This window comes from Brevundimonas sp., from assembly GCF_965278935.1.
In the GTDB taxonomy this organism is placed as follows: Bacteria; Pseudomonadota; Alphaproteobacteria; order Caulobacterales; family Caulobacteraceae; genus Brevundimonas.
Window position 1 is genome coordinate 1,116,771 of record NZ_OZ257124.1, and the last position, 17,818, is coordinate 1,134,588.

The window sequence follows — 17,818 nt, forward strand, 5'->3', positions numbered from 1 at the left end:
CAAGCCCCGGCTTTCTCTCGGTTGGACTCGCTGGACTCGGTTTCTCCGAGTCCAATCTTCAGACCAGGGTGATCGCCGACATCAGGCGGCCGAAGTCCGGCTCTCCGCGCTGGAAGGCGCGACGGTTCGAATAGAAGGCGGCCTCGCCGACGCAGGTGTCGTGCCCGGTCCACGCCGCCTCGCCGACCCCCGCTTGTTCCAGCCGCCACAGCACGAAGCCGGGCAGGTCGAACATCCGCTTGTCCGCCGCGCCGCCCGCTGCGAAGAAGCGGCCGGCGCCCGGATCGTGGTGCTCGAACCGCTCCATGAAGTCGGTCCCGACCTCATAGCTGGCCTGGGCAATACAGGGCCCGACCACGGCGACGACCCGCTCCGACCGGGCGCCCAGCGACTCCATCGCCGTCACCGCCGAGTGGACGACGCCCCCGAGAGCCCCCTTCCAGCCGGCATGGACCGCGGCCACGACCCGGGCCTCCGGATCGGCCAGCAGCACGGGCGCGCAGTCCGCCGTCAGCACGCCGGGGATGACTCCCATGGTCGCGGTGACTACCGCGTCGCCCTCCGGCCGATCCCCGGCCCAAGGCGCGTCCGCTACCCGCGTGATCGCCGAATGGATCTGGTAGCAGGCCGCCAGATCGTCGGACCCGCCACCCAGATGCGCGGCGACCCGCCGCCTGTTTTCGGCCACCGCCTCCGGGTCGTCCCCCGACCCCAAGCCCGTGTTTAGCCCCTCGTAGAGACCGGTCGAGACCCCGCCGAGGCGCGTGAAGAAGCCGTGGCGAATGCCCTCGCGCTCCAGCAGCGGATGGGTGATCGGCGTGAGATCGGTCATTGTTCGAACCCCGGAACGGCCAGGCTTCGGGGCGAGAAGATCGCCGCCGCCTTGAACAGGTCGCCCATCTGGTCCGGTGCGGTCAGGCGCGCCAGCTGGCGGGCGATGACCGGCCCGGCCTCGGGTCTTCCCGAGGATAACCGCTCGGCCCGCGCCTCGATCCCCAGCCGCCTCAGGAGCTCGCCCTGTCCTACGCAGCCGGTCACGTCGGCCCCGGTCCGGATCGCCGCCTCCTGCACCGCCGGGAAGTCCGCCCACTGGGTCAGATCCGCCTCGCCGGGCGTCGCCAGCACATCGACCCTGGCGTGCCGCCGCAAGCCCTGCAGCGTATCGCCCACGCCCGGCCGATCCCGTCCGTAGTCGATCAGCAGCGCCGCCCCGGACGTCTCGTTCAGCAGGACCCCCAGATCACGCCCGAACGCCGCCTGCTGGTCAGACACCTCGATGACCTGACCCGGCTCGACCTCGAACGGAGGCCGTTCGAACCCGCCGGTGATCCCTACCAGCCCGAAGGTCAGCCCGCCGTCGTCGGTGACCCCGATCCGCCGTTCGGCCCAGCCGCCGTCGGTTCGGACGAACTGCCTCGCGGGCAGACAGTCCAGCACCTCGTTGGCGATCAGGATCACGGGCGCATCGACATCGATCTGGTTCAGCGACCGGACCCAGCGCGGTGACACGTCGGCCTGCGCCAGCCGACGCGCCTGCGCCTCCCGCAGCGGTCCCGACGGCTCGATCAACATCAGGTCGCAGGCCTCCAGGAACCCCGGCGCAACCCGCGCGGCCCTCAGGGCGTCGTCCATCAGGGTCCCGTCGCCGGGCCCGACCTCGACCAGCCTGAACCGCTCCGGCGCGCCCAGCCGATGCCAGGTCTCGACCGCCCACAGGCCGATCAGCTCCCCGAACATCTGGCTGACGAGAGGCGCGGTGATGAAGTCCCCACCTTCGCCCAGCGCGGGCCGCGTGGCGTAGTACCCGTCCTTCGGATCGTGCAGGCAGCGGGTGACGTAGTCGGCCACCGTCATCGGCCCGGTCAGGGCGATCTCCCGCGCCAGTCGATCCTTGAGGGACATCAGTCTGCGGCGGCGACCGGCGGCCGCTTCCACGCCCGGTGGATCAGCCAGGCGCCGATCAGGATCATCGGCGTCGACAGCATCATCCCCATGGTCAGGCCGAAGGGCAGGTGATCCAGTCCCACGTCAGGCTGGCGCACGTTCTCGAGCAGCGCTCGCGACAGGCCGTAGCCGACCAGGAACAGGCCGGTGACATAGCCGGGCTTCCTCAGCAGCTTCCACTTCCAGACCGCCAGGGCCAGGACGATGAACAGCAGGATCCCCTCCAGCCCCGCCTCATACAGCTGGCTCGGGTGCCGCGGTTCGTTTCCGGCCGGGCAGAAGCCGTAGACCTGTTCGATCCGGGCGTTGCAGAACCGGATCGCCCACGGCACGTCGGTCGTCCGGCCCCACAGTTCGCCATTCACGAAGTTCGCCAGCCGCCCGAAACACAGGCCGATCGGCGCCGCCGCGAGCGCCACGTCGCCAACGCTGAGGATGCTGACCTTCAGCCGCCGCGAGAACAGCACGACCGCCAGGGTGCAGCCCAGCAGACCCCCGTGGAACGACATCCCGCCGGTCCACAGCTGGAACAGCTCCAGCCTTTCGCCCCAGGACGGGCCCGTGAACAGCTGGCCGAACATCTCCGGCTTGTAGAAGAGGGCGTATCCGAAGCGGCCGCCCAGGATGATGCCGAGCGTGACCCACAAGACCAGATCGTCCAGTTGCGGTCCGGTGATCGGCGGCTTGCCCGGCGTCCACAGCCGCTCGGTCTTCACGATCCGCGCCGCATAGATCCAGCCCAGCACGATGCCGGCGACATAGGCGAGGGCGTACCAGCGGATCGGCAAGGGACCCAGATGGATCAGGACCGGGTCAAACTCGGGAAAGGGCAAGCCAGTCGCTCCTGCGGATGTTTGCAGAAGCCCTTAGCAAGCGTCGTTGCCTCGCGCGAGCATGACACGTTTCAGCCCCGATTGACCTCAATCAGGGGTGTCTGGAAAGGTTTCGTTCACCATATCAGGCAACCCTCCCTTAACGACGCCCGACGCCGGGCTGGAGCCTTCCATGCAGACGCGCAATCCGATTCTCGACGAACTCGCAAAGATGTCGACCAGCGCCATGGGCCTGGCCCAAGCCGCCGGCGAGGAAGCGAAGACCGCCTTCCGCGCCCAGACCGACCGCATCGCCGCCGAGATGGATCTGGTCCGCCGCGACGAGTTCGACGCCCTGAAGGCCGAGGTCGCAGCTCTCCGCGCCGAACTGGCGACGCTGAAAGCGACCCCTGCGAAGGCGAACAAGCCTCAAAAGGGAACGTCCACAGACGGAACTCGTCTCCCGGACGCAGCCGGTTGAGACGAATCCCCGAACACGCCTACCGTCTTTTCAAGGACGGCCCTGAGTCGCCGTTCACCCCCCGCGAGATCGAGTTCACCTGATGGATGCTGCCGGACCCCAAGAGGTCGACGTCCCCTACGATCCGCTGGACGTGGTCGAGCATGTGCTGAATGCCGAGAACCTTCCGTTCGACCGGACGGACGACGGCGATCTGGCCTTCGCCCTCGCCGGCGACTGGAAGGACTACGAACTCTGGTTCGCCTGGCGTCCGGAGGGCGACTGCCTGCAGCTGTGCTGCGCCCTTGACCTGCGGGCCACCAAGAGCCGCCGTAACGCCGCCTACGAGCTGGTCTCCATGGTCAACCAGCGCACCTGGATGGGCCATTTCGAGGTCTGGTCCGAGGACGGCGAGATCGTCTTCCGCCACTCCCTGGCCCTTCCGCACGGCGAGCGGCCGACCCTGGCCCAGGCCGCCTCGATGATCGACGCCGCCGTCGAGGCCGCCGACCGCTACTATCCGGCCTTCGACTTCATGATCCGCGGCAACAAGAAGCCCCAGGACGCGATCGACAGCTGCCTGTTCGAGACCGTCGGCACGGCCTAGGCCTCGCGATGACGGTCGTCCTCCTCGGCCACGGCCGCCTCGGCTCCGCCATCGCCGAAGGCTGGCGGCTGACGGGCGCAGTCTCCGACCCGACCATCCTGACCCGCGCCGTTCCGCCGGTCTGCCCGGTGGACACTGCGGCCTTGGTGATCGCCGTGAAGCCTGCGGCCTGGCGCGAGGCCGTGGCGCCGCTGCTGGCCAGCCTGCCTACGGATGCCGTTGTCCTGTCCGTCATGGCCGGGGTCCGCGCCGCCGACCTGTCCGCCGCGTTACCCCGCCGGGCTGTCGCCCGCGTCATGCCCACGACCGCCGTAGCCCAGGCCGAGGGCGTGGCGGCCATCTGGTCGGATGACGTGTCCGCGCGAACTCTGGCCCACGCGCTGTTCGACGCCGTCGCCGACACGGTCGATCTCGACGACGAGTCCTTGATCGACGCCGCCACGGCCGTGGCCGGATCGGCCCCGGCGTTCTTCTACGCCCTGGCCCAGGCGCTGGCCGCGGCAGGCGTCGAGGCGGGTCTCACGCCCGACGCAGCCCATCGGCTGACACGAGGAGCCCTGCGGTCGGCCGGCTCGGGCGCGGGTACGGAGGCGACCCTCGATGATCTGATCGCGCGCATCGCCTCACCCGGCGGCACGACGCGCGCCGGGCTGGATGCGCTCAGGGACGCCGATCTCGGGGCTGCGGGTAGAGCGGCGGTTCAGGCCGCCGTCGCCCGCGCGAAGGCCCTAGCGGGAGACCAGCCGGCCTAAAGCGAGGTTGTTGGCCAGCCGGGCATAGGTATGCTCGGCATCCTGCCAGGTCGTGTAGCCGTGCACCTCGGCGATCGACGTGGAGTAGTTGGAGTACCGGACCGGCAGGCGCTGACCGTCGGCCGTGATGACTTCGCCTTCCACGGTCGCGCCGCCGATAGAGATGCTTTCCATGATCGACAGGCCGGGCTTGTCGGCGGCCTGCTGCCATGTCGGGCGGTTCGGCTTCAGGTCGGTCACGACGAGGTTGATCGTCGCGCCTTCCAGCGCACCGTCGCGGGCGAGGCGGCGTTCGACGACCGTCTGCAGCCGCTCCAGCTGGCGGTCCACATCGCGCTGGCCGAGATCCTGGACGTCTTCCGTCAGGTCGCCACCGACGGTGACGGTGACCTGCGGCGTCTGGGCGAAGGCGGGCGCCGCGAGGGCCGCGACGAGGGCGAGGGGGGCGAGAAAGGCGAAGTTGCGCATGACGATCTCCGGGAAATCCCTGTCACAGGGAAGATGGGCCGCGTGGGCCGTCTCCGCAATCCTCGCAGGAACGCCCACGCAAGGATGACGCCGCCCGTCCGCTTTCGCCTTACCCGGGCAGGCGGATCAACGCTCTCAGGCCCCCGAGATCGCTGCGCGCCAGGGTGATGTCTCCGCCATGCCCGCGCGCGACGTCCCGCGCGATGGCCAGGCCCAGCCCCACGCCCTTGCGGTTCTGGTTACGGCTCTCGTCCAGTCGGCTGAACGGGCGGAAGGCCTCTTCGTGCATCTCGTCGGGAATGCCGGGGCCGTCGTCCTCGACGGAAATCTCCAGTCCACCCGAGGGTAGCGCGCGCGCCGACAGACGCACATGCTCGCCGTGCGACGCCGCATTGCCCGCCAGATTGGTCAGGGCTCGCTTGAAGGCCAATGGACGCAGCGATGCCGTCAGATCGGCGGGCGCAGTGATCTCGACCTCGGCGCCCGCCCGTTTGACGTCCTCGCCCGCCGCCTTGAGCAGGGCCGAGACATCGACGGGTTGCGGCGCCTCGCCGGCCTCGCCCTTCGCGAAGGCCAGATACTCGTCGATCATATGCTCCATCTCGTCGAGATCGCCCTTCATGGCGCTCTGACGCTTGAACTGCGGAGCCAGGGCCAGCTCCAGACGCAGACGGGTCAGGGGCGTGCGCAGGTCGTGGCTGACCGAGGCCAGCAGCGCGGTCCGCTGTTCGATATGCCGCTGGATCCGGTCGCGCATGGCGAGGAAGGCCACGGCCGCCTGACGCACTTCCCGCGCCCCATGCGGTTTGAACGCCTGCGAGGTCTCGCCGCGACCGAAGGCCTCCGCCGCCTCGGCCAGTCGTTCGATGGCGCGAACCTGATTGCGGATGAACAGGATGGCGACGCTCATCAGCAGCACCGTCGCCAGCATCAGCCACAGGACGAAGATGTGCGCCTGGGTCGCCACGGCCCGTTCGCGCGGCGCGATGATCCGCAGCACGCCGTCGCGCTGCTGCACCTGAATGTCGACATAGGCCGGGTAACGGGTCGTATCGAACCAGAAGGGCTGGTCCAGCCGCGCCGCCAGCGCCGCCTCCAGCGTCCGGTCGATGACCCCGATCGGCCCCCGACGTTGCTCCTCGGGCAGGGTGGCGCCCGGTCGCAAGGCGATCGACAGCTGCATCGATCGCTCGCCCCGGTCGGCGATGACGGCCAGGTTCGCCTCGGTCGGCTCGTCGCGGTAGCTCTCCGCCGCCCAGGCCACGTCGCCGGCCAACCCCTCGGAAAGGCGCGCCGTCACCGTCTGCCAGTGCATGTCGAAGAAGGCCCAGGTCACCGCCCCCTGCATGATCAGGATCGGCAGGACGATGATCAGCAGCGATCGCCCCCACAACGACGTCGGCAACTGCCGCTTCAGAAACCGCGCCAGCACGGGGAAGGGCAGCAGCCTCATGTCAGTCGGGCGCCAGCATGTATCCGACGCCCCGCACGGTCTGGAGGTAACGCGGGTTCTTCGGGTCGGCCTCCAGCTTGCGACGTAGACGCGTCACCTGCACGTCGACCGCGCGACCGGTGATGTCTGCTGTGTCCGGCGACAGGTCCATCCGCTCGACCGGCGCGTGGGCGTGAAGCGCCAGCGTCTTCAAAAGTTGCGCCTCCGCCTCGGTCAGTCGCATGGGCGCGCCGTCGCGCGTCAGTTCCAGCCGTTCCAGATCGAACGTCGCCGTGCCCAGCTTGATTTCGCGCGGCATGATCGGCTTGACGCCCGTCCGTCTCAGGATCGCATCGATCCTCAGCGCCAGCTCCCTCGGATCGAAGGGCTTGGACATATAGTCGTCGGCCCCGCGCGACAGGCCGTCGATCCGGTCCGAGGCCTCGCCCCGGGCCGTCAGCAGCAGGACCGGCGTCTTCGACAACTGCGCCTTGGACCGCACCCAGGTCGTCAGCTCCAGCCCGCTCTCGCCCGGCATCATGACGTCCAGCACGACCAGATCGAACTCGATCAACTCCATCAGGCGGCGGGCGGCAGCCGCGTGCGCGGCGCCGGTCACGCGATAGCCCTCGCGCGCCAGATACTCCTTCAGAAGCTCGCGAATCCGGTCGTCGTCGTCGACGATCAGCAGGTGGCGACCAACCCCGGCGCCCGCCACAGGCCCTGAACGGCTCGCGCTCATGCGAACATTCCCGCGCGCATGGCGTTGACCTTGAGCGCTTCGGGCGTTCTAACCGGCAAATCTGCGCAGGAGACGTTGTTCAATGGCCTTCATTCCTTTCGACGATCGTGACGGCTGGATCTGGATGAATGGCGAATTCATTCCTTGGCGGGAAGCGAAAACGCACGTTTTGACCCATGCCCTTCACTACGGCTCGTCGGTATTCGAGGGTGAGCGTATGTATGGCGGCGAAATCTTCAAGCTGACAGAGCATTCCGAGCGCCTGGCCCGGTCTGCGAACCTGCTGGATTTCGAACTGCCCTACTCAGTCGCGGAAATCGATCAGGCCTGCAAGGAGACCTGCGCGAAGATGGGGATGGAGGACGCCTACGTTCGTCCCGTCGCCTACCTCGGACCGGAACAGGTCAGCGTCTCGGCCCTGAACAACAAGGCCCACGTCGCCATCGCCGTGTGGGACTGGCCCAGCTATTTCGACCCCGAGGTCAAGAAGAAGGGCATCAAGCTGGAGTGGGCCAAATGGCGTCGCCCCGATCCGCTGACGGCTCCGACGACGGCCAAGGCCGCCGGCCTCTACATGATCTGCACCATGTCGAAGAACGCGGCCGAGAAGCGCGGCTTCGCCGACGCCATGATGCTGGACTGGCGCGGCTATGTCGCCGAGGCGACCGGCGCCAACGTCTTCTTCGTTCAGGACGGCGTGATCCACACGCCTGACGTGACCCACATCCTGAACGGCATCACCCGCCAGACGGTCATCGACATCGCCAGGGCCAAGGGTATCGAGGTCGTGGTTCGCCACATCCGCCCGGAAGAACTGTCGACCTTCTCGGAGTGCTTCCTGACCGGTTCGGCCGCCGAGGTGACCCCGGTTCAATCCATCGGCGAGTATGCGTTCACGCCGGGCGACCTGTCGCTGACGCTGATGGACGACTACGGCAAGCTGGTTCGCCGCATCACCTGACGACTACGCGGGCGGCGTGGACTTCGCCGCCCGACGTCGCCTCAGAATGAACCAGACGATCGGCGTCGCGATCAGGCCGATCGGGATGAGGATGGCGAGGATGGTGATCAGCACGCCGACCGTCGCCATCATGGCGGCGAACGCGCCCTGTACCGCCTGGACGACCGGCCGGAATGCGCTGTCCGGCGCCAGCTGACCCGCCGAGCGGTATTCGATCGACAGACGCGACGTCGCCACCCGCGTCCGCATCTCAACCAGCATCGACTGTTGGGCGTCGATTTCGCCCTGCACCCGCGCCAGTTCGGTCTCGACCTTCAGCAGATCCTCCAGCGACCCGCTGCGCGTCGCCAGCAGGCCCTGCAGCCGGTCGCGCAGCGTCGTTTGCGCTCTCAACCTTGCTTCGGTGTCGACCAGTGAGCGGGTCAGGTCCTCGCTCTCGGTAGAGGTCTGCGCCACCCGACCGCCGGCCTCGCGGGCATCGTTCGCAAGCCCATTCCGGAATCGGGTGATGAAGGCCGGCGTGGCCCGAATCTCAAGGCGGGCCGTCAGGTCGTCCTGGCCGATCCGCGTGGTGTCCGAACCGATGACCTGACACACCGCCGCTCCGGCCGAGGCGCAGGCCTGCTCGTGCCGCGCCATCAGGCCCGGCGCCCGATCGACCGGAACCTCCAGGCCGTAGTGATAGACGTAGGCGATCCGCGGGGCGTTCACGGCGACAGGCGTCTGAGCTGATGCGCCCGGTTCGGCCGGCGCCGGCGCGGTCGGCGCTTCCGCCGATCTGGCCGGGGCGATCATCTCCACCGCCACCGCGCCGTCGCTGTACTCGGCGCCGCCGTCTTGGCCCGCCTGTCCACACCCGACCACAGCAAGGCTCGCTGCAATGGCTGCCAGTCCGATCCTGCGCATCGTCGTCTCCCTCAAGGCTCTGATCACGGTTCCGTGATGACGCGCGCCCATCAAGGCCAAGTCATGGCGAACCCTGCCGCTTGCGTGGACTCTTACCCCCGTGCAGGAAAGGCGGTCGGGGAGATTTCATCACCATGTTCAGCCTGCTGAACCTTCAGAGCCTGCTCGGGCTCGTCGTCATCGTCGGTGCCTCCTGGGGGCTGTCGGAAAACAAGCGCGCCTTCCCGTGGAAGCTGACGCTGGGCGCCATCGGCGTTCAGGCGGCGCTGGTGCTGGCCCTGTTCGCCATCCCGGGCTCGCAGATGGTGCTCGCCGGCATTACGGGCGCCGTGGATGGCCTCTCGCTCGCGACGACGGAGGGGGCCAAGTTCGTGTTCGGCTACCTGGCGGGCGGGGATCAGCCGTATTCCGTGACCAACCCCGGCGGCCTGTTCACCTTCGCTTTCAACGTCCTGCCTATGATCCTGGTGATCTCGGCCCTGTCGGCGCTGCTGTGGCACTGGAAGATCCTGAAGTGGCTGACGCATGGCTTCGGCATCCTCTTCCAGAAGACCATGGGTCTGGGCGGGGCCTCGGCCCTGGCGGTCGCCGCCAACATCTTCCTCGGCATGATCGAGAGCCCGATCGTCATCCGCGCCTATCTGGACAAGCTGACCCGGTCCGAGATTTTCCTCATGATGGTCGTGGGTCTGGCGACCGTCGCCGGTTCGACCATGGTCGCCTACGCCACCATCCTTGCTCCCACCCTGGCCAATGCCGCCGGCCACGTCCTGGTCGCCTCCATCGTTTCGGCCCCCGCAGGCGTGCTGCTGGCCCGCATCATCATCCCCGAGAAACCGGGCGAAGGCGGTCAGGTCGCCGACTATGGATCGGCCCTGAAATACGACTCGGCCATTGACGCCATCGTCAAGGGCACGGCCGACGGTCTGATGGTGGTGCTGAACATCTCGGCGGTGCTGATCGTGTTCGTGGCTCTTGTCGCCCTCGTCAACATCATGGTCGGCGGCTTCTGGCTGTTCGATGCGCCGGTGACGGTCGAGCGTCTGCTGGGCTGGCTCTTCATGCCGCTGGCCTGGCTGATCGGCATCGACTGGGCCGAGGCGGGCAAGGCCGGCTGGCTGCTGGGCGTCAAACTGACCCTGACCGAGTTCGTGGCCTTCATCCGGCTGGGGGAGGTTCCTGCCGGCGAGATGAGCGAACGCACCCGCATGCTGCTGACCTACGCCCTGTGCGGTTTCGCCAACATCGGCTCGGTCGGAATCACCGTCACCGGCCTGTCGGTCCTGATCCCTGAACGCCGCGAGGAGGTGCTGGGCATGGTGTGGAAGGCGCTGTTCGCCGGTTTCCTGGCCACCTGCATGGCGGCGGCGGTTGTGGGCGCGATGCCGGCCTCTATATTCGGCTGAACCGGAGACCGCCTCGATGAAACTCTACGACAGCCACCGCGCCCCGAACCCCCGGCGCGTCCGCTGGGTCATGGCCGAGAAGGGCATCGAGGACGTCGAGATCGTTCCCATCGACATCATGTCGGGCGAGCACAAGACGCCGGAGTATCGGGCGAAGGTCGGCGTTCCCCACGTCCCGGCGCTGGAACTCGACGACGGCACGACCATCTCGGAATCCGTCGCCATCGGCCGCTATCTGGAGTCGATGTATCCCGAGCCGAACCTGTTCGGCCTCGACGCCCGCGAACAGGCGATCGTGGAGATGTGGACCCGCCGCTGCGAGTTCTATCTCGCCAATCCGATCATGCTGAACGTCCGGCTGACCCATCCGGCGCTGGCGGCGCTGGAGTCGGCCCCGCAGCCCCAGGTCGCCGACTACAACCGGGTGGCGGCCGAGCGCTTCATGCGGACGCTGGACCGTCATCTGGCCGACCACCCGTTCATCGCGCTCGACCGGTTCACCATCGCCGACATCGTCGGGGTCGTCGGTCTCGATTTCGCACGGATGGTCAAATACCGGCCGCCGGAGGAGCTCGTCCATCTGGCCCGCTGGCTTGAAGACTGTCGATCCCGCCCGGCCGCCAAGGTCGGCGTCTGAGGCCGGCCGGCCTCAGACGTGTCATCACGAGCGTCCGCAGAGCCTGCGCAAATGGAAGGCCGGCCGGACGAGGTGCGCGTCCGGCCGGCCCAAGGTGTTCACGGCCGGTCCGTCAGGATCCTGGCCTATGCCGTGTGATCAGGCGGTCAGCGACGCCTGGCGGCGCCAGACGATCAGCGCCCCGCCGCCGACCATCAGCATGGCGAACAGGATCATCGCCCACTCGGTCATGGTCGGCACGGCCGTAGCCAGCGCGGCTGCGGCCGCCGCGACGGAAATCTTGTAAGTGTTGGGCGATCCGCCGCCGACACCGCCGCTGACGTAAAGGGTGTTCGTTCCGTCGATCAGATAGATGCTCTCGATACCGTTGACCGCCAGGGCTGAATACTGAACCGGCGTCCCGCCTGCGGGGCCGACCGTGTACACCTTGCCCGAGCCCAGGGCTCCGCCGTCCGAGATGAACATGATGCCGGAGGACGATCGCGATACGCCTCGCGTCGAGGTGATCGTCCCGCCGCTGACGAAGACCGTGCCAGTCGTGCAGGGCGCCGTGCAGTTCGCGGGGTAGCGCAGCACTCGCTTGTTGTCGGAGTCGCCGAGATACAGAAATCCATCCGAACCAATCTCAAGCCCTGCGGGGCCGACAAGGCCGGAGGCGAACGTGACCATGCCGGCGCCCGACAGGTCGGTCCGACGGATGGTGCCGGTGTCGTAGGCCGTGAAGAAGACGTGTGAGTTCACGTTGTCGACTGCGACGCCGTAGGCTCCCGAGCCGCCGCCGATCGAGGCGAACAGCGTCTCCGCGCATCCGGCCAGGGTCGTGCACCCCGCGTTCAGCCTGTAGATGTTGCCGTTCGAAGCAGAGGCTGCCAGCAGGCTGCCGTCGGCCATCCTCGTGAGTTCGCGGTACTGACGGACCCCACTGACCAGGACCGGAGTGCCTCCTGGCGTGGGGAGGTAGTACACCCCCGTATTCGAGGAGACGTAAGCCGGACCGCCGTCGCTCAGAACGATCAGGTCGGTCGGCTGCGAAACAGCCGACGAATAGAGCGACGCCGTCTGTGCCGAAGCCGCGGGTGCAGTCAGTCCCAGTGCGGCAAGCGCAAGCGCGCCGGCGCAAGCGGCGCCGGCCCAGATTTTCGAAATCATTTCAAGCCCCTACGATGAAGAGCAAACTTAACAGTGGGTTCAAGCGTCCGCTACTGGACACTTTTGGGACGCTTTTGACCGATCAGGCGCACATCGGCCTCCGATCAGACTCTCGGCATGAACTTTCTGATGATGCCCGAGTAGGTCATCAGGGTCCGGTCGCCGGCGGTGATCTGGCCGCGCACGAAGATGAGGGAGCCGCCCGCGCGAACCACCTCTCCGGTCGATTCGACCAGCTCGCCCACCCGGGCGCCGTCGATGAAGGTCGAGTCCAGCTGGACGGTGACGCCGTTCTTGCCCTCCATCTCCTGGTAGGCCGTCTGGAACAGGGAGATGTCGGCGAAGGTCATCAGGCAGCCGCCGTGCATCCGATGACCGGCGTTCATGTGTTTGGGTTCTGCGCGGAAGGCGCAGCGCATCTGGCCGTCCGGATCCGGCTTGAAATAGAAGGGCCCGACCGTCTGGTCGAAGGTGCCGTGCAGGTCGTAGGTTTGCCAACCCGCGAACTCGCCCTCTGCTACCGTGATCTTGGCTACCATCGTCTCTAGTCCCGCGTCGGTGAGGCGGATCCCGCCTTCTTTTTGATCTTGCAGTGCAGCATATAGGCCCGATGAGCGATCCAATCGAAGCGGCAATTTTCGAAACCCTTGCCAAGGCCGATCCCAAGGGCGTCGGCGGCAAGTCCGTCGAACCGGCGGACGTGGCCAAACACATCCAGACCGAACAGTGGCAGCGCGTGCTGCCCAAGGTCCGCGCCACGGCCTTGGGCCTGATGCGTCAGGGCAAGCTGACGATCACCAAGAAGGGCAAGGTCGTCGATCCGTCCAACTTCCGCGGCGTGACACGTCTGCGCCTGCCGACCGAGGCGGAGACCGCAGCGGCGCTGGCCGCCCTGCCGCCCAAGCCCGAGGTCGATGACGACTTCGCCTGACCTCGAAGACGTCCTTTCGGACATCCGCGCCTGCCGGGCCTGTCTCGGCGAACTGCCGCATACGCCACGTCCCGTGGTCCGGGTCTTTCCCGAGACCCGGCTGCTGATCTGCGGCCAGGCGCCAGGGCGGCGGGTGCATGAGAGCGGCATGCCCTTCACCGATCCGTCTGGCGACCGGCTGCGCGACTGGATGGGCGTCGACTACGAGACCTTTTACGCCGATCACCGCCTTGGGGTGGCGGCCCAGGCCTTCTGCTATCCGGGCACGGCGCCCAAGGGAGGGGACTATCCGCCGCCGCGTCGGTGCGCCGAGCTGTGGCGGCCCCGGTTGCTGGAGGCTCTGCCGCAGATGGAGCTGACCCTGCTGGTCGGCGGCTATGCGCAGGTATGGGCTTTGGGTGACCGGGCCAAATCCAACATGACCGAGACGGTCCGGGCCTGGCGGGAGTATGCGCCGGCCGTCCTGCCCGTGCCGCATCCCTCGTGGCGGAACACAGCATGGCTCCGGCGCAATCCTTGGTTCGAGGCGGAGGTCGTGCCGTATCTTCGCCAGAGGGTTCGCGGCATTCTGGGGTCATGATCCGCGCCCTGATCCTGTCCGTGATGCTGCTGGGCCTCGCCGCCTGCGCGACGCCCTATGTGCAGCCGCCGCTGACGCCGCCGGCCGGGTTCGCGGGGCCCCGCATCGAGACCGACGCCTTCGTCGTCGATGACGGCGGCCGATTGCCCTATCTCCGGTGGGGGCCTGCCGAGCCTGAAGTCATCGTCATCGGCCTGCACGGGATGAACGATCACGCCGCCGGCTTCCGGTTGGCCGGGCCGTACTGGGCCGAGCACGGGATCGCCACCTATGCCTATGACCAGCGCGGCTTCGGCGACGCGCTGGGCCGAGGCGTCTGGGCCGGGGAGGCGCGGATGGCCGAGGATCTGCGCACCGTCGTCGCACTTGTCCGCGCCCGCTATCCGAACGCCCGCATCGCCGTCGCCGGGGAGAGCATGGGCGGCGCCGTGGCCATCTCCGCCTTCGCCTCGGACCGGCTGCCGGTCGCCGACCAGTTGATCCTGCTGGCCCCGGCCGTCTGGGGCTGGTCGAGCCAGGACCCGCTGAACCGCGCCAGCCTGTGGACCGCCGCCCGGCTGATGGGGTCTCGCTCGATCGAACCGCCCGAGTGGGCCATCCGCGGCCATCAGGCGACCGACAATCTGATGGAACTGGTCGCCAACGGGGCCGACCCCGGCTTCATCCGCTCGACCCGGTTCGACGCCCTTTATGGCCTGGTCGATCTGATGGAGAGCGCGACGATCAAACTGGGGCAGGTGAGGGTGCCGACGATTCTGATGTACGGCGCCCACGACGAGGTCATCGAGAAGGGGCCGATGCGCCACGCCCTGATCCGCGCCGGCGACCCGCTCAACTTGCGCACTGCTTGGTATCCCGACGGCTGGCACCTGCTGAACCGCGACTGGCAGGCGGAGGTCGTGTTCCGGGACGTCGAGGCGATCCTGCGAAATCCGGATGCGGTCCTGCCGTCGGGAGCTGGGTCGGTGGTCGAGGCCCTGCGTTAGGATTTCGTCCGTTTCGTCATGACGCCTTTTAACGTGACCAAACGGGACGAACCGTGACGAAAGGGACGAAACGTTTCGCTGCCCGCACTCTCCGCGAACCGTATGGAGCATTATACGACCGCCGTGAACCAAGGCGCGTTCGTGAAGTGAAATGGGCCTCTGGGGCAGGCGGGGCCGTGTTTCGGAGCGTCGAATTGATTTTTATCTTCGACAGGAATTCGGTCTCCCTTCCATCTGGAGGGGCGCAAGGATCGGGCGATTAACCCCGAATATCCCGCCGTTCATCCCGACACTTAAACCGCCGTTAACCACGCAGGCGGCAGTTTCTGCCTAGCGGAGGCAGTCGACGACCCCGCAACAGTATCAGGCGGGACGCGTGGGCGGCTTCACGGCGGCATTGCAGAGATTCGGGATCGGGCGGCTCGCCATGATCCTCGGCGTCGGGGCCGGCGTCGCCGCCATCCTCGTGGCCGTGATGATGCGCGTGGGCCAGGCGCCCGACGCCCTGCTCTATTCCAACCTCGACCTGCGCGAAGCCGGCGAGATCACCGCCTCGCTGGAGCAGGCGGGCATCAAATACTCCACCCGCGGCGACGGCTCGACCATCATGGTCAACCGCGACGACGTCGGCACGGCCCGCCTGATGCTGGCGGGCAAGGGGCTCGTGAGCTCCGGTTCGGTCGGTTACGAGCTGTTCGACAACCAGTCGGTGCTGGGCCAGACCGAGTTCCAGCAACAGATTTCGGAACAGCGCGCCCTGCAGGGCGAACTGGCCCGCACCATCATGTCGATGCGTGGCATTTCCTCGGCCCGCGTCCAGATCGCCCTGCCGCGCCGCGAACTGTTCGCCCAGGACGCCGCCGAGCCGACCGCCGCCGTCGTCGTCGGCCTCGGCGGTCGCGCCCTCAGCGCCGATCAGGTTCGCGCCATCCGCAATGTCGTCGCCTCGTCCGTGCCGAACCTGAAGCCGGGCAAGGTCACCGTCGTCGACGAGACCAACCAGACTCTCGCCGCCGGCGACGACGACGAGGGCTTCACCTCCGCCACCGCCGAGGCCGCCAAGACCAATACCGAGGCCCAGCTTCAGGCCCGGCTGAAGGATCTGGTCGAGGGCGTCGTCGGCCCGGGGGCCGCGCGCGTCACGGTCACCGCCGACATCGACATGAGCCGCTCCACCACCCAGGAGCAGAAGTACGATCCCGACGGTCAGGTCGTCCGCTCGACCTCGACCAACGGCACCGAGTCGCGGGACACCGAAGGCACACCCGACGGCGGCGCCACCGCGACGAACAACATTCCGGGCGGCGAGGCTCCGGCGAACACCCCGGCCGGCTCGACCGAGACCGCCAGCGGCGAGACCACCAACTACGAAATCTCCAACACGACCACGACCACGACCAAGGAGCCGGGCGAGGTTCGCAAACTGTCGGTCGCCGTGGCCGTGGACGGCAAGCTGACGCCGGCCGCTGAAGCCGGGGGTGAGCCGACCTACACCGCCCGCACGCCCGAAGAGATCACCCAGATCGAGGATCTGGTGAAGGCGGCCATGGGCTTCGACCAGACGCGCGGCGACCAGGTGCGGGTCACCAACGTCCGCTTCAACCGCGACGCCCTGGTTTCGGCGGGCGGCACCGACGGCGGTTCGCCCCTGCTCAACTTCACCAAGAACGACATCATGCGTGGCGTCGAACTGCTGGTGTTGCTGATCACCGGCCTGCTGCTGATCTTCTTCGTCCTGCGCCCGCTGCTGAAGTCGGCGACCGGCCCCGGCGGCGTGCCCGCCCTGGCCGGCGCGGGCGGCGGCCAGATCGGCGTCACCTCGCTGCAAACCAGCGTCGTCGGCGGCGCGGCGGGTCAGTTGAGCGGTCCGTCCGACATGGACCAGCGGCTCGACATCGCCCGTATCGAGGGTCAGGTGAAAGCGTCGTCGGTCAAGAAGGTCGCGGACTTCGTCGAGAAGCATCCGGATGAGTCGACGTCGATCCTGCGCAGCTGGGTCCACGAAGGCTGATGGCCCGGCTGGCCAACAAGAAAGCGTCCGTCGACGACGCCAAGAAGCTGTCAGGCCCTGAAAAGGCGGCGGTCATCCTGCTGTCGCTCGGCGAGGAGCACACCCGCCTGTGGCAGGGGCTGGACGACGACGAGGTCAAGGAAATCTCCCAGGCCATGGCCAGTCTGGGCACCGTCAGTTCGACGGTGGTCGAGGAACTGCTCGTCGAGTTCGTCTCGGGCATGTCCGGCTCAGGCTCGGTCATGGGCAGTTTCGACCAGACCCAGCGCCTGCTGGCCTCCTTCATGCCGCAGGACCGCGTCGACGGCCTGATGGAGGAAATCCGCGGCCCTGCCGGGCGGACCATGTGGGACAAGCTCGGCAATGTGAACGAGGCCGTTCTCGCCAACTATCTGAAGAACGAATACCCGCAGACGGTCGCCGTCATCCTGTCCAAGGTGAAGCCCGACCACGCCGCCCGGGTGCTGACGTCCCTGCCCGAGGACTTCGCCCTGGAATGCGTACAGCGGATGCTGCGCATGGAGCCGGTGCAGCGCGAGATCCTGGACAAGATCGAACAGACTCTGCGCGTCGAGTTTATGTCGAACCTAGCCCGGACGTCGAAGCGCGACAGCCACGAGGCGATGGCCGACATTTTCAACTCGTTCGATCGCCAGACCGAGGCTCGCTTCATCGGCGCCCTGGAAGAGCGGAACCGCGAAAGCGCCGAACGCATCCGCGCCCTGATGTTCGTCTTCGAGGACTTGAACAAGCTGGACCCCGGCGGGGTGCAGACCCTGCTGCGGTCGGTCGAAAAGGACTCTCTCGGGCTGGCTCTCAAGGGCGCGTCCGAGACCCTGCGCGAGATGTTCTTCACCAACATGTCCGAGCGCGCGTCCAAGATCATGCGCGAAGACATGGAGTCGATGGGGCCGGTCCGTTTGAAGGACGTCGATACCGCCCAGATGGCCATGGTCCAGGTCGCCAAGGATCTGGCCGCGCGCGGCGAGATCATGCTGGCCGGAGCTTCCGGCGACGACGAGCTGATCTACTGA

General features: G+C 67.5%; 20 protein-coding genes. 11 read left to right on the forward strand and 9 right to left on the reverse strand.

The features are described 5' to 3' along the window. Positions 1-58: 58 nt before the first annotated feature. From pgeF to lgt, 3 genes are read right to left on the reverse strand one after another with little or no spacing between them, the layout of a single operon-like run. Positions 59-832 carry a peptidoglycan editing factor PgeF gene (gene pgeF / locus ACQY68_RS05580; protein WP_428152064.1) on the reverse strand — a complete coding sequence of 258 codons (774 nt, stop codon included), beginning with the start codon at positions 830-832 and terminating at the stop codon, positions 59-61. Then, positions 829-1,902, reverse strand: a complete 1,074-nt coding sequence (locus tag ACQY68_RS05585; protein ID WP_428152065.1) for a class I SAM-dependent methyltransferase — start codon at positions 1,900-1,902, stop codon at positions 829-831. The genes pgeF and ACQY68_RS05585 overlap by 4 nt, the downstream gene beginning before the upstream one ends. Continuing rightward, entirely contained in the window at positions 1,902-2,777 is an 876-nt protein-coding gene (lgt, locus tag ACQY68_RS05590; protein ID WP_428152066.1) for a prolipoprotein diacylglyceryl transferase, read from the reverse strand. Before lgt ends, ACQY68_RS05585 begins: the two co-directional genes overlap by 1 nt. Before the next feature lie 172 nt (positions 2,778-2,949). Here lgt and ACQY68_RS05595 point away from each other — a divergent pair, with 172 nt between their 5' ends. The 3 genes from ACQY68_RS05595 to ACQY68_RS05605 all read left to right on the forward strand — a co-directional run bounded on the left by ACQY68_RS05595 (position 2,950) and on the right by ACQY68_RS05605 (position 4,575). Further along, a complete protein-coding gene (locus ACQY68_RS05595) occupies positions 2,950-3,237 on the forward strand; it encodes an accessory factor UbiK family protein (RefSeq protein ID WP_428152067.1) in 288 nt (95 codons plus the stop codon). 82 nt (positions 3,238-3,319) lie between these two features. Beyond that, a complete protein-coding gene (locus ACQY68_RS05600) occupies positions 3,320-3,823 on the forward strand; it encodes a YbjN domain-containing protein (protein ID WP_271083791.1) in 504 nt (167 codons plus the stop codon). Positions 3,824-3,831: 8 nt separating this feature from the next. Next, entirely contained in the window at positions 3,832-4,575 is a 744-nt protein-coding gene (locus ACQY68_RS05605; RefSeq protein WP_428152068.1) for a pyrroline-5-carboxylate reductase family protein, read from the forward strand. Here ACQY68_RS05605 and ACQY68_RS05610 read toward each other — a convergent pair. The 3 genes from ACQY68_RS05610 to ACQY68_RS05620 form a co-directional block, all read right to left on the reverse strand. Further along, entirely contained in the window at positions 4,552-5,043 is a 492-nt protein-coding gene (locus ACQY68_RS05610; RefSeq protein WP_428152069.1) for a hypothetical protein, read from the reverse strand. The genes ACQY68_RS05605 and ACQY68_RS05610 overlap by 24 nt on opposite strands. Before the next feature lie 109 nt (positions 5,044-5,152). Then, positions 5,153-6,496: an ATP-binding protein gene (locus ACQY68_RS05615; protein WP_428152070.1), complete on the reverse strand. Its 1,344-nt coding sequence runs from the start codon at positions 6,494-6,496 to the stop codon at positions 5,153-5,155. A gap of 1 nt (position 6,497) precedes the next feature. After that, positions 6,498-7,217, reverse strand: a complete 720-nt coding sequence (locus ACQY68_RS05620; protein ID WP_428152071.1) for a response regulator — start codon at positions 7,215-7,217, stop codon at positions 6,498-6,500. A gap of 82 nt (positions 7,218-7,299) precedes the next feature. Between ACQY68_RS05620 and ACQY68_RS05625 the strand changes: the two genes are divergently transcribed. Next, positions 7,300-8,178 carry a branched-chain amino acid aminotransferase gene (locus ACQY68_RS05625; protein WP_428152072.1) on the forward strand — a complete coding sequence of 293 codons (879 nt, stop codon included), beginning with the start codon at positions 7,300-7,302 and terminating at the stop codon, positions 8,176-8,178. Positions 8,179-8,181: 3 nt separating this feature from the next. Here ACQY68_RS05625 and ACQY68_RS05630 read toward each other — a convergent pair whose 3' ends face one another. Beyond that, complete coding sequence (locus ACQY68_RS05630) at positions 8,182-9,084, reverse strand: DUF4349 domain-containing protein (RefSeq protein WP_428152073.1); 903 nt, start codon at positions 9,082-9,084, stop codon at positions 8,182-8,184. 134 nt (positions 9,085-9,218) lie between these two features. Here ACQY68_RS05630 and ACQY68_RS05635 point away from each other — a divergent pair, with 134 nt between their 5' ends. Continuing rightward, complete coding sequence (locus ACQY68_RS05635; RefSeq protein ID WP_428152074.1) at positions 9,219-10,490, forward strand: NupC/NupG family nucleoside CNT transporter; 1,272 nt, start codon at positions 9,219-9,221, stop codon at positions 10,488-10,490. 16 nt (positions 10,491-10,506) lie between these two features. Then, positions 10,507-11,127, forward strand: coding sequence for a glutathione S-transferase family protein (locus ACQY68_RS05640; RefSeq protein WP_428152075.1), 621 nt, complete (start codon positions 10,507-10,509; stop codon positions 11,125-11,127). A 138-nt stretch (positions 11,128-11,265) separates the two neighbouring features. On the opposite strand, the gene ACQY68_RS05645 is transcribed toward ACQY68_RS05640, so the two are convergent. Continuing rightward, a complete protein-coding gene (locus ACQY68_RS05645) occupies positions 11,266-12,276 on the reverse strand; it encodes a hypothetical protein (RefSeq protein WP_428152076.1) in 1,011 nt (336 codons plus the stop codon). Positions 12,277-12,380: 104 nt separating this feature from the next. Continuing rightward, positions 12,381-12,815 (reverse strand): PaaI family thioesterase, encoded by a 435-nt coding sequence (locus ACQY68_RS05650; protein ID WP_428152077.1) that lies wholly within the window; start codon positions 12,813-12,815, stop codon positions 12,381-12,383. Positions 12,816-12,886: 71 nt separating this feature from the next. Here ACQY68_RS05650 and ACQY68_RS05655 point away from each other — a divergent pair, with 71 nt between their 5' ends. The 5 genes from ACQY68_RS05655 to fliG all read left to right on the forward strand — a co-directional run bounded on the left by ACQY68_RS05655 (position 12,887) and on the right by fliG (position 17,818). Beyond that, a complete protein-coding gene (locus ACQY68_RS05655; RefSeq protein WP_428152078.1) occupies positions 12,887-13,207 on the forward strand; it encodes a DUF3253 domain-containing protein in 321 nt (106 codons plus the stop codon). Continuing rightward, positions 13,191-13,787, forward strand: a complete 597-nt coding sequence (locus ACQY68_RS05660; protein WP_428152079.1) for a uracil-DNA glycosylase family protein — start codon at positions 13,191-13,193, stop codon at positions 13,785-13,787. The genes ACQY68_RS05655 and ACQY68_RS05660 overlap by 17 nt, the downstream gene beginning before the upstream one ends. Continuing rightward, on the forward strand, positions 13,784-14,773 hold the full coding sequence (locus tag ACQY68_RS05665) for an alpha/beta fold hydrolase (RefSeq protein WP_428152080.1): 990 nt from the start codon (positions 13,784-13,786) through the stop codon (positions 14,771-14,773). The genes ACQY68_RS05660 and ACQY68_RS05665 overlap by 4 nt, the downstream gene beginning before the upstream one ends. A 376-nt stretch (positions 14,774-15,149) precedes the next feature. Further along, positions 15,150-16,784, forward strand: coding sequence for a flagellar basal-body MS-ring/collar protein FliF (fliF, locus tag ACQY68_RS05670; RefSeq protein ID WP_428152081.1), 1,635 nt, complete (start codon positions 15,150-15,152; stop codon positions 16,782-16,784). Next, positions 16,784-17,818 (forward strand): flagellar motor switch protein FliG, encoded by a 1,035-nt coding sequence (fliG, locus tag ACQY68_RS05675; protein ID WP_428152082.1) that lies wholly within the window; start codon positions 16,784-16,786, stop codon positions 17,816-17,818. Before fliF ends, fliG begins: the two co-directional genes overlap by 1 nt.